This window comes from Amycolatopsis vastitatis, from assembly GCF_002234595.1.
Taxonomy (GTDB): Bacteria; Actinomycetota; Actinomycetes; order Mycobacteriales; family Pseudonocardiaceae; genus Amycolatopsis; species Amycolatopsis vastitatis.
Genome location: NZ_NMUL01000006.1, coordinates 83610 through 98115 on the forward strand (window position 1 = coordinate 83610; position 14506 = coordinate 98115).

Annotated in this window: 11 protein-coding genes; 9 read left to right on the forward strand and 2 right to left on the reverse strand. The window is 71.3% G+C overall.

Going from position 1 to position 14506, the window contains the following annotated elements; genetic code table 11:
* Window positions 1-6 precede the first annotated feature (6 nt).
* From CF165_RS06500 to CF165_RS06540, 9 genes are all read left to right on the forward strand, one after another.
* Window positions 7-675, forward strand: coding sequence for a flavin reductase family protein (locus CF165_RS06500; RefSeq protein WP_167441376.1), 669 nt, complete (start codon window positions 7-9; stop codon window positions 673-675).
* A gap of 210 nt (window positions 676-885) precedes the next feature.
* Window positions 886-2115: an HNH endonuclease signature motif containing protein gene (locus CF165_RS06505; protein ID WP_093946501.1), complete on the forward strand. Its 1230-nt coding sequence runs from the start codon at window positions 886-888 to the stop codon at window positions 2113-2115.
* A gap of 546 nt (window positions 2116-2661) precedes the next feature.
* Complete coding sequence (locus tag CF165_RS06510; protein ID WP_093946502.1) at window positions 2662-3504, forward strand: ESX secretion-associated protein EspG; 843 nt, start codon at window positions 2662-2664, stop codon at window positions 3502-3504.
* 19 nt (window positions 3505-3523) lie between these two features.
* Window positions 3524-3991 (forward strand): hypothetical protein, encoded by a 468-nt coding sequence (locus CF165_RS06515; protein ID WP_093946503.1) that lies wholly within the window; start codon window positions 3524-3526, stop codon window positions 3989-3991.
* 8 nt (window positions 3992-3999) lie between these two features.
* Entirely contained in the window at window positions 4000-6003 is a 2004-nt protein-coding gene (locus CF165_RS06520; RefSeq protein ID WP_093946504.1) for a hypothetical protein, read from the forward strand.
* Window positions 6004-6007: 4 nt separating this feature from the next.
* Entirely contained in the window at window positions 6008-6352 is a 345-nt protein-coding gene (locus CF165_RS06525) for a type VII secretion target (RefSeq protein ID WP_093946505.1), read from the forward strand.
* On the forward strand, window positions 6349-6891 hold the full coding sequence (locus tag CF165_RS06530) for a YbaB/EbfC family nucleoid-associated protein (RefSeq protein WP_093946506.1): 543 nt from the start codon (window positions 6349-6351) through the stop codon (window positions 6889-6891). The genes CF165_RS06525 and CF165_RS06530 overlap by 4 nt, the downstream gene beginning before the upstream one ends.
* 25 nt (window positions 6892-6916) lie before the next feature.
* Window positions 6917-11887, forward strand: coding sequence for an RHS repeat-associated core domain-containing protein (locus CF165_RS06535; protein WP_093946507.1), 4971 nt, complete (start codon window positions 6917-6919; stop codon window positions 11885-11887).
* Window positions 11888-11968: 81 nt separating this feature from the next.
* The gene (locus tag CF165_RS06540) at window positions 11969-12511 is read left to right on the forward strand and encodes a GNAT family N-acetyltransferase (protein ID WP_093946508.1); all 543 of its coding nucleotides are present in this window, start codon (window positions 11969-11971) and stop codon (window positions 12509-12511) included.
* Between the two features lie 12 nt (window positions 12512-12523).
* Here the strand turns inward: CF165_RS06540 and CF165_RS06545 are convergent, their stop codons facing one another.
* Complete coding sequence (locus CF165_RS06545) at window positions 12524-13744, reverse strand: SGNH/GDSL hydrolase family protein (protein WP_093946509.1); 1221 nt, start codon at window positions 13742-13744, stop codon at window positions 12524-12526.
* Between the two features lie 375 nt (window positions 13745-14119).
* The gene (locus CF165_RS06550) at window positions 14120-14386 is read right to left on the reverse strand and encodes a hypothetical protein (RefSeq protein WP_093946510.1); all 267 of its coding nucleotides are present in this window, start codon (window positions 14384-14386) and stop codon (window positions 14120-14122) included.
* Window positions 14387-14506 lie beyond the last annotated feature (120 nt).

The following is a 14506-nucleotide window of genomic DNA, read 5'->3' on the forward strand; positions in this document are numbered from 1 at the left end:
GACGACGTGAACACTCCTGCGCACACGGCCATCGAGCCCGGCATCCTGTACTTCGGCACCCCGGTCGTGCTCATTGCGAGCACCAACGAGGACGGCTCGGCCAACCTGGCCCCGATGTCGTCGGCATTCTGGCTCGGGTGGCGGGCGATACTCGGACTCGGGGTCCGTTCCAAGACCGCCCAGAACCTTTTGCGCACCCGCGAATGCGTGCTGAACCTCCCCTCGGACACCCAGGCGGCGGCCGTCGACCGGCTCGCGCTGACCACGGGGTCGGATCCGGTGCCGGACGGGAAGGTTCGACGGGGCTACTTTCACGTCGCCTCGAAGTTCTCGCGCGCTGGGTTGACCCCTGTTCCTTCGGAAACCGTTGTGCCTCCTCGGGTTGCCGAGTGTCCGGTCGCCATGGAGGCTGTTGTCGAGGCCGTGCATCCGGTCGGGGATGATGGGGGGATCGTCGCCTTCGAGGTTCGGGTTCAGCGGGTTTTCGTGCATGATGAGATCCGGTTGGCCGGTAGTGACGATCGCATCGATCCTGACGCTTGGCGGCCGCTCATCATGAGTTTTCAGAAGTTTTACGGGTTGGGGGAGCAGGTTCATCCTTCCACCCTGGCTCGGATTCCGGAGCGGCTCTATCGTGGGGCTGATATCGATCGGGCTCGGTTGGTTTCTCCGTGATTTTCTCGAGTTTCAAGCGCGGCTTCGCCGTGGCGTGGGAAATCGGCGCTTGTCGTGGTTGCTTGTCCTTGTGGTCGCCAGCGCCGATTCCCCACGCATCGAGTCCCTCTGCCGACTTTCTCGTGGGGTGTTCCGGTGCTGTGACAGTTCTGCTTTGGTGGTACCTGTTCGTGTGATGACAGGTGTTCGATTGCCGGTAATCATTGAGTTATGACCGAACACGCGATCCGGCAGTCTGATGCGGTGGCCATCGCCGACCGCATCGGCTCCCTGTTCGCGTGCATCCGGTCCGCCGAAGCCGAACTCGGCGCCCTGCTGGTCGAGATCGAGCAGCGGGGGGTGCTGGAGCTGTTCGGCTACCGGTATGTGCCCCGATTGCTGGAGCACCTCGCGGATGTCCCGAAAGCCTCCGCCGAGCGGATGGTGAAACGCGCCCGCGCCCTCAACCCCGGCCTGAGCCTGGACGGCACTCCGATCCCGGCCCTGGCGGCCGCCACGGGGGTCGTGGCCCGGTCGGGACAGCTGAGCAACCCGATGATCGACGTGATTGCCGGGGTACTGCAAGACGTTCCGCCCGAGCACCGCGAGGGGGCCGAGCGGCATCTGCTCGACTTCGCCGCCGAGGCGGGGCATCGGCAGGTCGCCGCGCTCGGCGCCCGCATCCTCGCGCACCTCGACCCCGACGGGGCGGAACCCGACGACACCGAACCCGCCACCCCCACCCGGGAACTCTCCCTGCGACGCAAACGGACCGGGATCTGGGAGATCAACGGCAAGCTGGATGACGAGACCGGTGCCCGGGCCAGTGTCCTGCTGGATTCGCTGGCCCAGCGTCGCCCCACCGGCGAGGGCCCGGATTTGCGGTCGCCGCAGGAACGTTACGGCGACGCCTTCTCCGACGCGATCGACCTGGCGTGGACCACCCCGGACCTGCCGATGCAGGCCGGGGAACGCGCCCACGTGATGGTCGCGGTCTCCCTGACCGACCTGAAGACCGGTATCGGCACCGCCCTCCTGGGGGATGAGGGAACGATCTCCGCCGCCGAAGCCCGGCTGCACGCCTGCGACTGCATGATCATTCCCGCGGTGCTCGGCACCCACAGCGAACCCCTCGATGTGGGGCGTCTGCGGCGCCTGGTTCCCCGAGCGATCCGCCACGCCCTGTACCTGCGGGACCGGGGCTGTGCCTTCCCGGGGTGTCATCGGCCACCTCGGCACTGTCAGGGTCACCACATCCGTCACTGGGCCGATGGTGGTCCCACCGAGCTGGGCAATCTGGTGCTGATGTGCGCCCACCACCATCGGCTGCTGCACCGCTCGGGGTGGGAGGTCCGGATCGCCGCCGACGGTCTCCCCGAATTCCTACCGCCAGCCTTCCTAGACAAACAGCGAAAACCCCGGCGCAACAACCTGCACCAACCCTTGCCCTTCGCGGCATAACCACAGCATGGGACAGGCCCGCAGCCACCGGCTCCGGGCCCACACCCACGCCGTCGGGGAGGTGTGAGGAAGCAGTCGAGCGGTTCATCCGGGTAACCGGCACGGGCGACGATCAGACAGCCGCGGATCGACAACCGCATCCGCCTGGGCCGGTGCCGCTCGATAGCGAAGACTCTGTCGCACCAACGTCTCGCGCGTTCGGTTGGGCGGGTGCGGTGGGCAGCCGCGCCCAGGCTAAGCAGTGCGGCCCGGGGTTGCGACCACAGCTGTCGCCTCCGCCGCTTCGGTTGCGAAGCTGTCCCTGCCCACGTCGCCTTATGAGGCTGGCAGCGGTGTGCCACTGCACTTGCGGCCGGGCTGGAGGTATCCGCCGTGGTGGGTTGGTCGCTTGGCCGAAGGTTGGCTCAGGGCCTTTGCCCGCGCTGTCCAGGGATCGTGGTCTTTCGGGCATCCGCGTGGCGGTGCCGACGCGGCATCTTGCGGCACTGCTACTGTTCGTAAGGAGAATTGCTTGAGGGCTTGACGAAACGAGTGCGGCGAGGGGATATGGCGGAGCGGTTCGAGTTCGTCCTCGAGGTCGTCGAAGCTCTCGTCGTCGGGCAGGCGACCGGGGGCGACATCCGGCGGTACCCCCTGCGTGCCGGGCACCTGCCCGCCGATCCCGTGCGGTTCGTGCACGTCGCGCGGCAGGTTTACGACGCTCTCGAAGAACGGCGGCTCTCCGTCTCCGGCGAGCTGCACCCCGGCGTGCGGATGGCCTTCGAGCTGCTTGCCGAGTCGCGGGTTTCGGTTGCCGTCAGCGGGATCGACGGCCTTGGTGCCGATGTTGCCGTGCTCGTCGTCACCGATGGGGCCCAGGCGCTCGGTGTCACCCAGGCCGCGGACACCGATGAACTGCTGTTTTCGCTGTTCGCGGACGAGGACCTCGTCGAGGTCGTCACCGGTGTGCTGCCGCCGGCTCCGGCCGCCACCACCGGCAGGCACGTCGTGCACCGCGCCGCCGGGCGGGAAGTTTCGGCCATGACCGCCAAGCGCATCGCGGACGCCGAGTTCGACGAAGAAGAGACCGATGCCTTCGGGATGATCGAGGTCAAGGCCGTGGTGCGGCCCGGGCGGCGGCCTCCGGCGCCGAAATCGTCGGACGTCGCCGTGCTGGAACGGGTGCTCGCCGAACCTCGGCTGGGGGGTGGCAACATCGCCGTCAGCGCTCAGGGCCGGCGGGGCGAGCTGCTGGCCGGCGAGCCGCTGAGCTGGCTGGACACCGCCGACGGCCGGTACCTGGTGCACACCAAGACCGGCGAAGCGGGCGAGCTGACCGCGGAGTACGTGCCGGCCGGGCGGGCCGACCTCGCGCGCGCGATCCGGCACGCGATCGCGGCTGTCTACTGATCGGGGAGGAACAGTCCTGATGACGGAAGAGACCGCGGCGACAGCCCAGGCTCTCCAGGCGGCCATGCAGATGCAAGCCGCGACGACGCCCGAGGCCAAGACGGTGGCCGCGGTCCGCGTCGGGCTCGCCGGTGCCCAGCTGAAGCGGCTCGCCCAGAGCGGCGGCTTCGCGATCGACGACACCACCGGAAACCAGCTGATCAAGGCGCTCGAAGGCGTGCTCGAGTCGCTCGAAGCGCGGTGGGCCACGCTGCAGCGGCTGCACGACGCGCCGGCGATGAGCCGGACCGCCACCGGGCAGTGGGTCTCCGCGCACATGGTCAGCACCGCGGCCGACGAGCACGGGCTGCTCACCCAGCTGCAGGCGGCGCGGCAGGAGTTCCCGACCTACATCGAGGCCATCAAGCTGGCGAAGAAGAACTACCAGTCCCGGGAAGAGAACACGCGGGCCACGCTCGCGGCGATCCCGCCCGCCGACCACAGCTGAGGGAGACCGTGGCACCCACCGCCCAGTCCGTGTCGGACCCGTCGTCCCCGGACTACGACCCGCACAGCCCCCTCTACGACGTCACCGCCGACTCGTCGTCGAAGTACTACGTCGGGCCGCTGACCACGGACAGCTCGCCTTCGGGCGACCAGATCCGGGAGATGGCCACCCGGCAGGTCGACGACGAGATCCGGCGCGGCTGGCTCGGCCCGGTCGTCGACCCGGTGCTGCGCGACCGGAAGATCCAGGAGCTCTACGAGCAGCACCTCGCCGACGCCAAGCACGGCCTCGACGAGGGCCTCTCCATGCGCGAGACCGGCGGCGCGCCGCGCACGCTGTGGGCCAACGCCAGCCACGAGCAGATGAACGAAGCCATCACACTGGACGCCAACTCGGCGACCGTCGCGGAAACTTCGGAAGAGTGGGTGCGCGTCGGCAACGAACTGGGCACGCACCAGAAGACCCTCGCCGACGCGATCAACGCGAGCACCAGCAACTGGCAGGGCGGCGCCGGTGACGCCGTCCGCGAGCACCTCGCCGGCGTCGGCAAGTGGCTCGGCGCGACCGCGCAGGGCGCGACGCTCGCCGGGCGGCAGCAGGAGATCCACTCCCAGGCGCTCAACGAAACCCAGCGGCAGATGACCGCGAACCCGCCGGTGCAGTTCGACCTGCAGGCCACCAACCAGCGCCTGCAGCAGATGACCGACCCGGTGCAGTACGCCTCGGCGGCGGGCGAGGCCCTGCAGACCTACAAGGCGCAGCAGGTCGCCCGCGAGCACGCCGCGCAGATCCTGACGCAGTACGACGAAACGATCGGCAGCGCCGTCGCCACCCCCAAGTTCCCGGCCCCGCCGAAGCTGCCGACCGCGACGGCGCGCTCGGCCACCAGGGCGCCGTCGGGCGGGGGCGCGGCGACCGGCTCCCAGCCGCTGCTGGCGCGGAACCCGGTGGAGCCGTCGCTGGACGGGACGACCGCGCGGACCCCGGCCGGCCTGACCGCGGCGGGTCTCGACGGTGCCAACGGCAACGGCACGGGTGGCGCCGGTGCGGGCATCCCCGGCGCCGACGTTCCCGGCGGCAGCGGCGCGGGCCTGTCCGGCATTCCCGGCGACGGCTCGGGCACCGGCGGCTCCGGCTTTTCCGGGAGCGGCATCCCCGGCGGAGAGGGGGCCGGTGGCTCCGGCTTTTCCGGCAGCGGTATCCCCGGCGGCGGCAGCGGGACGGGCGGTTCCGGCGGCGCGGGCTTCACGCCGCCCTCGTTCGACGTGCCCGACACGCAGACGGGCGGCAGCTTCACCGGCGCCGGCATCCCCGGCTCTTCGGTGCCGCGCTTCGACGACACGACCACGTCGTCCGGCTTCTCGCCGTCCGGCATCGGGGGCAATGGGACCACGGGCGGCAGCGGGTTCACCCCGCCGAACATCCCCACCATCCCGGACGTCTCGGGCGGCACCGGCGGCGGCCCAAGGGTCGGCAGTGGTATCCCCGGGTTCACCCCGCCCGGCATCGACCCGATCACCGGCCTGCCCATCGGCACCGGCGGGCTCGGGAACACCGGTCCCGGCGGCGCGAAGCTGCCGACCATCGGCCGCGGCGGCGGGATCAACGGCGACAGCATCGCCAGCAGGCTCGGCGGGATCGGTGGTATCGGCGGCGGCAGCGGCGGTGGGGGCGGTTCCCTCGGCGGGATCGGCGGCTCCGGCACCGGTGGCGCTGCCGGCGGCGCGGGGATGCGCGGCGCGGGCAACCTGAGTGGGGGCGCGGCCTCCGGCGCGGCCGCGGAAGCCGAAGCGGCGGCGGCGCGCAACGCGATGTCCGGGCGCGGCACGGCCGGCGCGGCGGGCACCCCTGGTATGGGGGCCATGGGCGGGGCTCGCGGCGGCAAGAAGGAAGACGACAAGGAACACAAGGCGGCCGACTACCTCGAGAGCGACGACCCGAACTTCTTCGAAGGCGAGCAGGTGGTCGCGCCCCCGGTGATCGGCGACTGGAAGAACCAGGATTGGAAGTGACCACATGACGGCCGGCGGTTTCGAGGTCGAACCGGACGACCTGGTCGCGCACGCGAGCCACGTCGACAGCCTGGTGGACCGGCTCAACACGGCCGTTTCGGCGTCCGACACGGCGATGTCGGACCACGCTTACGGGCTGCTGTGCGCGTTCCTGCCGCCGATCATCCGGCCGACGGGCGAACAGGCGAAGGACGCGCTGTCCGCGTCGGTCGAGGGTGTGCGCGGGCTTTCCGACAACGTCAAGACCGCGGCGCAGTCCTATCGCGACGGGGAAGAAGGCAACGCGCAGCCGTTCGAGCGTCAGCTCGCGGCTTCGCCGAGCTCGGCTGAAGTGAAGGTGAAGGTATGACGGGCCCGAACGGCCTGGGGGACCTGATGCGGGACCCCGACGAGGCGATCCGCCGGATGGACGACTGGGCGGCCGGGTTCGCCGCCAAGGCGGAGCGGTATCAGGCGGCGCAGGAGGAGACCGAACGGCTGCGGCTGACCGCGACCAGCTCCGACGACGCGGTCAGCGTCACCGTCGGCGCGGACGGCACGGTCACGGACCTCACCTTCTCGAACAAGGTCAAGTCGTTCCCGCTGGAAGAGCTCTCGCGGCAGATCCTCACGACCATGCGCCGCGCGCAGTCCGGCATCGCCGAACGCGTCGCCGGCGTGATGGCCGAGCAGCTCGGCGACGAGGACCGCGAGACCCGCACCGCCCTGCTCGACAACCTGCGCGGCCGGTTCCCCGACCCGGACGACCCTGGCGACCAGCCGCCGCCCGCCGAGCCGGGCCCGGTACCGCCGTCCCCGGCGGGCGGTGCCGCCGCCCCGCCGTCGCCCCCGGGGCCGCCGGCACGGCGGCCCGCCGTCTCGGAGGACGAGGACAACAACCCGTGGTGATCCGCGCCGACAGGAAGGCCGCGTAGTGGCGAACCCGCTGGTCGCGGAGCCGAAGGACTCGACTAAGGGATATTCGGGGATTTCGCTGCTGGAGTCGGCGAATGATCTGAAGTCGGCCATCGAGAGTGGTGACTGGGCGTCGGTCGCGATGGGTGCCGTCGGGACGGCGCTCGACGCGTTGTCGATGGCGATGGACCCGTTCGGGGCGATCCTGGCGGCCGGCGTCGGCTGGCTGATCGAGCACGTCGGCCCGCTGAAGGAAGCGTTGAACGGCCTGACCGGCAACGCGGATGAGATCGCCGCGCAGTCGGAGACGTGGAAGAACATCGCCACCGAGCTGGGCAGTGTCGGCGAGGACCTGACCGGGATGGTCAAGTCGGACACCGTGTCCTGGACGGGACCGGCCGGGGATGCCTACCGGCAGCGGGCGCAGGACACCGTGACACTGCTGGAAACCGCCCAGAAGGGCTGCGAGGGCGCCTCCAGCGGGGTGAAGACCGCCGGTGAGGTGGTCGCCGCGGTGCGGGCGCTGGTGCGGGACATCATCGCGGAGCTGGTCGGGCACCTGATCAGCTGGGCGCTGCAGGTGGTGTTCACCCTGGGGATCGGGATGACCTGGGTCGTCCCGCAGGTGATCAACGCGGTCGCGAAGACGGCGTCGAAGATCGCGAACCTGGTCAAGCGGCTGGTCACGGCGTTGAAGGCGCTGATGCCGCTGCTGAAGCGGGCCGGGAACCTGTTCGGTGACGCGGCGAAGGCGTTGCGGAACATCAAGCCGGGCAAGGCCGCGCCGCCGCCGAAGCACGCCGACATCAAGGGCAACCCCAAAAACATCGACGGACCGAAGGACAAGGGCGGCCCGCCCCCGAAGACCGACCCGCCACCCAAGACCGATCCTCCCCCGAAGACGGACCCGCCGCCGAAGAGCGGCGACAGCACCAGCGCGGCGGGCGCGAAGGCCGACCCGCCGCCGAAGACCGATCCGCCACCGGCGTCGAAGGGGCCCGAGGACGCTCCGAAGAGCCCGGACCCGACGCCGGACGGCCCGACCGGATCGCGCGGGCTCGACGGGCCAGGGGCGAACGGCAAGGGCAAGGGCAAGGACAGCCCGCCGCCGTTGAAGGACGAGAAACCGAACCCCCGGTCGCAGGACAACACGCGGTGCGTGACCGACCCGATCGACGTCTCCACCGGCCAGATGGTGATGAGCGAGGTCGACGCCGAGTTCTTCGGTGTGCTGCCCCTGGTCGTCGAGCGGACGCACTTCTCGGCCCACCGGGCCGGCCGCTGGTTCGGCGCGAGCTGGGTGTCCACTTTGGACCAGCGGCTGGCGGTCGGTGACACCGGCCTGACCTTCGCCGCGGCCGACGGGACGATCCAGAAGTTCCCGTACCCGCTCGTCGGCACCTGGACCACCAGTGACCAGGGGCCCGAGCGGCGCCTGACCCGTACCGACGACGGCGGCTACCTGATCGAGGACTTCGAGCAGGCGCACGTCCTGTACTTCGCTCCCGGCGGGCCGGAACTGCCGTTGACGTCGGTCGGCGACCGGCACGGCAACCGGATCGAGTTCGCCCACGACGACCGCGGCGTGCCCACCGAGATCCGGCACAGCGGCGGCTACACCGTCCGCGTGGAGACGGCCGGTGGACTGGTCGCGGCGCTGCACGCGGTCGCGGCCGACGGCACCGAGGTCGAGCTCCTGCGCTACGGCTACACCGGCGGCGACCTCACCGCGGTCACCAACACCTCGGGGCAGGCGTTCCGCTACACCTACGACTCGGCGGGGCGGATCACCGCCTGGACCGACCGCAACGGCGAGTGGTACCGCTACACCTACGACCAGCACGGACGGTGCGTCCGCACCGAAGGCGCCGGCGGGTTCTTCACCGGCACGCTGGCCTACGACACCGAAAACCGCGTCACCCACTCCACGGACGCACTGGGCCACCGCACCGAGTTCCACCTGAACGAAGCCGGGCAGGTGGTCAAGGAGGTCGACCCCCTCGGCGGCACGATCGTCAACGAGTGGGACGCCCACGACCGGCTCCTGCGCCAGACCGACCAGCTGGGCCGCACCACCGCGTACACCTACGACGACGCGGGCCACCTCGTCACCATCACCCGGCCGGACGGCGCCGAGATCACCTTCGAGCGCAACCAGTTCGGCCTGCCGCTGACGATGACCGAAGCACCCGGCGTGGTCACGCGCTGGGAGTACGACGAGCGCGGCGCCCTCACCGCGGTGACCGACCCCGCCGGCGCCACCACCCGGTACGCCTACGACGGCAGCGGGAACGTTTCGGCTGTCACCGACGCGCTGGGCAACACGTTGCTCGTCGAGTCGGACGCCAGTGGCCTGCCGGTCGCGACCACGGATCCGCTCGGCCGCGTGACCCGGTACGAGCGCGACCTGTTCGGCCGCATCCGGGCCATCACCGACCCGTCGGGGAGCGTGGAGCGCTTCGGCTACACGGTTGACGGCAAGCTCTCCTGGCACCGGCACGCGAGCGGCGCCGTCGAGCGGTGGGTCTTCGACGGCGAAGGCAACAGCGTCGCGCACACCGACGCGGCCGGGGCGGTCACCCGGGCCGAGACCACGCACTTCGACCTGCCCGCGGCGGAGATCCGTCCGGACGGCAGCCGCGTCGAGTTCGCCTACGACACCATGCTGCGGCTCACCGCCGTCACGAACGAACAGGGGTTCGTCTGGCGCTACGAGTACGACGCGGCCGGCAACCTGGTGCGCGAGACGGACTTCGCCGGCGTCGTGGTGGACTACCGCTACGACGCCGCCGGGCAGCTCGTCGCCCGGACGCACGCGGGGGAGACGACGACCTTCCGCCACGACCTGGTGGGCAACGTCGTCGAGCACACCTGCGGGCCGGTCACGACGCGGTACACCTACAGCACCGCGGGACACCTGCTGGAGGCCGACGACGGCCGGACCCGGGTGACGTTCCAGCGGGACGCCGCGGGCCGGGTGACTGCCGAAACGGTGAACGGCCGCACGGTCGAGTCCGTCTACGACGCACTGGGCCGCCGGGTCCGGCGCCGGACGCCGTCCGGTGCCGAGAGCGTCTGGGAGTACGACGCGCTGGACCAGCCGCTCGCCCTGCACACGGCCGGCCGGACACTGCGGTTCGAGCACGACCACGCCGGCCGCGAGGTCCGCCGCGCGCTCGACTCCGGCGCGGCGATCAGTCAGGCGTGGACACCGGACGCGCAGCTGCTCTCGCAGACGATCACCGCCGCGACGGGGCAGCCCAGCCAGCAGCGTTCCTACGCCTACCGGCCGGACGGCGTGCTGACCGGCGTCCAGGACCGGCTCACCGGGCCGCGCGGGTTCACCCTTGACCAGCGGGCCCGCGTCGTCGGCGTGCAGGCGCCGCGCTGGTCCGAGCGGTACGCCTACGACGCGGCGGGCAACGTCACCGAGGCCGTGTGGCCGGCCGTCGGCGGCCAGGACGCGCTCGGGCCGCGGTCGTTCGCCGGCACGGTCGTCCGGACGGCCGGGCGGACCCGCTTCACCCACGACGAGCGGGGCCGCCTCGTGCTCCGGGAGACCGAGACCGCGGGGACCTGGCAGTACGCCTGGGGCCCGCAGGACCGGCTCGCCGGCGTGCGGACCCCGGACGGCACGCGGTGGCGGTACACCTACGACCCGCTGGGCAGGCGGACCGGCAAGGAACGGCTCGGCCCGGACGGCACGAGCGTCGCCGAGCGCGTCGAGTTCACCTGGGACGACCAGGTGCTGGTCGAGCAGGCCCACACGGACGGCACCGGAACCCGGGTCACCGTGTGGGACTACGAGCCGGACAGCTTCCAGCCGCTGATCCAGCGGGAGCGGTTGTTCCGCCCGTCGCAGGAGCTCGCCGGCGAGCAGTTCCACGTCGTCGTGGCCGACCCCGCGGGCGCGCCGACCGAGCTGGTCGACGACCGGGGCGCCGTCGCCTGGTTCTCCCGGCTGAGCCTGTGGGGCGCGACCGTCGAGCAGACCCGCACGGGAACGGGCACGCCCCTGCGGTTCGCCGGGCAGTACTTCGACGCCGAAAGCGGGCTGCACTACAACTTCTTCCGGTACTACGACCCGACGACCGGGCGGTACGCCAGCCCGGACCCGATCGGCCTCGGCGCCGGGCCCAACCCGCACGCCTACGTCGAGAACCCGCACGCGTGGGTCGACCCGCTCGGGCTCGCGCCCCAGAGCTGCAAGAACGGCGGGACGAGCGCGCAGGGCGCGGCGGGCGGTTCGGGTGGCCAGAAGCCGAAGCTGACGATCAAGACGAACGTCCCGAACAACGTCGTCACCGAGCACTCGCCGGGCGGGCGGCTCTACCAGCAGATGTCGCCGGCGGGCAAGTACAGCGCGAAGAAGCCCGACGGAAAATGGAAGTACAGCCGGCGGAAGGCGGGCGGGTACGACAACCCCGAGCACATGCACAGCAACATGATTCCGCTGTGGAAGGACGCGGCCAAGTCGCCGATCCCGGACAAGAAGCCGGCCGAGGTCAAGAAGTGGCTGTCCGACCCGAACCGGCGGTTCGACACCAAGCAGCCCGGGGAGAACTACACCGGGGCGAACGGGAACGAGATCAAGGGGCACAAGAACGGCGTGCTCGGCCACGACGAGGCCGCGGGCACGAACTGGAACCGCGAAGGCATGAAACGGACCCAGGCCGAGAATCGGGATCACAACCGGCAGACCGGCATCTACCACGGCATCGAGTCCAAGGAACGATCCACCGCCAGTGGTTCGGGCGAGGACCGGTACAAGAGCCCCCGCCCCGGCGACGGCGCCGACCGGGCCTACTGGGACCGCAACGACCCCAACTTCAAGAAGCAGGGCGGGCCGTGGCACTCCTGGGAAGAGGTTCCCGGTGGCGGGAAGCAGCCGGCCGCCGGCCCGTCGAACGCCGGTTCGGGCTCGGGTCCGGTGCACTCGCCGATCTCGCCGGACGGCGCCCCACCGGCCAAGCGGCCGCGGACGGACTAGACACGGGCCAGGACACCGACATGGGTGACTGACGCGGCGGAACCGCTCGACAGACGGCTTCCGGGGGTCGACACTGGGCCGATGACCGGCCTGATCACCGGAAGCCGTGTCCGGCTGCGGCCTGCCGCCGCCTCGGACGCCGCCCGGTTCGAGGAGATCCTGTCGCACCCCGAAGTCGCCCGCTGGTGGGCGGACGCCGAAGAGCCGGTGGCCGCCCAGGTGTCGTACCTGCTGGATCCCGACGAAGGCACCACGACCTACGCCGTCGAGCACGACGACGTCGTCGTGGGGATCGAGCTGGCCTTCGAGGAGGCCGATCCCCAGTACCGGCACGCCGGGATCGACATCGCGGTGCACCCGGACTGGCAGGGCCGGGGCCTCGGCTCCGACGCCATCCGCGCGCTCGCCGAACACCTGTTCACGGTGCGCGGGCACCACCGGCTGGTGATCGACCCCGCGGCGGACAACTCCTCGGCGATCCGGCTGTACCAGTCGCTCGGTTTCCGGCCGGTCGGCACGATGCGTTCCTACGAGCGCGGCCCGGACGGCAGCTGGCACGACGGCCTGCTGATGGATCTCCTGGTGGACGATCTGGTGCCGGCGGCCGCGCTCAGCAGCTCGTGACCCGCTCGTGAATCAGAGGCGGTCCAGGCGGATCGCCGCGGCCATGCGCTCGTAGCCCGCGTCGCCCGGGTGGAGGTGGTCGCCGGAGTCGTAGGCCGGCAGCATCCGCAGCGGGTCGGCGGGGTCGCGGACCGCCGCGTCGAAGTCGATCACCGCGTCGAACACCCCGCTCGTGCGGATGAACGCGTTCACCGCCTGCCGGGTCGCCTCCAGGGTCTCGTCGTAGACCCGCCAGCCCTTGAACGGCGTGAGCGTGCCGCCGAGGACGCGGATGCCGCGGGCGTGCGCCTGCGCCACCAGCTGGCGGTACGCCGACGTGATCGCGCTCGCGTCGGTCTGGTGCGGGGTCTGCTGGATGTCGTTGATGCCCTCCAGCACGATCAGCGTCCGCACACCGCCGACGCTCAGCACGTCCCGGTCGAAGCGGGACAACGCGTTCTGCCCGGCGCCCGAGCCCGGCACGTCGAGCAGCAGCCGGTTGGCGCTGATCCCGGCGTTCAGCACGCCGAACCGGCCGTGCAGCCGGTCGGCGAGGTAGTCCGGCCAGCGGTGGTTCGCCCCGCTCGCCGAGCCCACGCCGTCGGTGATCGAATCGCCCAGTGCGACGATCGAAGCGTCGGCGCCGCCTTGGACGTCGACGCCGGAAACGTAGTGCCACACCGCCGTTTGCTCGGTGTACGGGGCGCCGGACTCGCTCGCGGCGAAGTCACCCGCGCGGGTGAAGTACGACGTCTGCGCCGCGGCGGGGTGGTAGGTGACCGGGCCGGACGCCGCCGGCACATACGTCGTCACGAGCAGGTTGGAGTCGGCGGAGACCCGCAGGCTCACCGGGTCGCTCAGCGCCTCGGCACCGGCCGGCACGACGACGCTCGGCGCTCCGCCGAAGGTCAACGACCGCAGGGTGCCCGCCGCGGCGTCCGGGCCGGTGCCCTGGACCGCGACCGTGACGTGCCCGAAGGTCAGGGGAGCGGCCCCGAAGGCGTTCGACAGGTGGACGCGCGCCCGGCCACCCCCGGCGCTCGTGTGCACGACATTGCGGATCGAATAGCCCGGGTAGCCGTCCGGGGTGTTCGGCACGGCCGCCGCCGGGGCCGCCGCCCACGTGCCCACCCAGCCGCCGACGGCGTGCTGCGCGACGTCCGGGAGAGCGCTCTCTGGATTCGCGCTCCCGGACGTGCTGAGAAGGCCGAACCCCGCCAGGACGGCCGTTCCGACGGCCAGGAAACGTCGCATGTCCTCACCGTCCCGTGCGCGGTAGGGGGCGACGACCGCTGATCAGGTGAGGGAGGCGGACAAGATCCCGGACAGCGGGCCGGGGGCGGACCCGTCCGGAATTCTGGGGATACCGGACGGGCCCGCGCGAGGTGGCCGTTGCCGCGACGGCCGCTCGCCGGGGTACCCGGTCCCGATCCGGGCGGAGGCTGGCCCGGATCGTTGCGTCGTGGCGACCCCGGAGGGCGTGTGCGAGACGCCCTCACCCAGAGCACGGTCGCCGGTGCCGGGTGGTTCAGCGCAGTTTCGAGGTTTCTCCGCCGGTGCGGGCCGAAACCCGTGAAGGCCACCTCGGCGAACTCGAGGTGGCCTTCACGGGTTTTCCGAGCGGGAGGCTCAAGCTGCGGCGGCGGGCAAGGCACCGAGCGCGCGGTGCCCGGCGTCGGTCAGTTCCGCCGGGGCCCACTGGCCGGGCGCGACGAGCCGGGTGGCTCTCACCAGCCCGGCGTGGGCGAGGTCGTGCGCGGTGGTCTGGTCGCAGCACGACAGGCCGTCGACGCGGAGATCGGGTTCGCAGCTGCAGCGGAGCTCGGCACGGCCTTCGGCGACCGCCTTGAGCATGGCGATCGCGCGGCGGCTCAGCGCGTTCGAGGGGGTGGACATCGGTCTGGCCTTTCAGTGCGGCTGATTTCGGTGCGAGTGCTGCAGCTCGTTACCTAGGGATACGCGGCGAACACGAGCACGGTTCACTTTGATCGCTCCGGTTGCCTCTTGACATGGCAG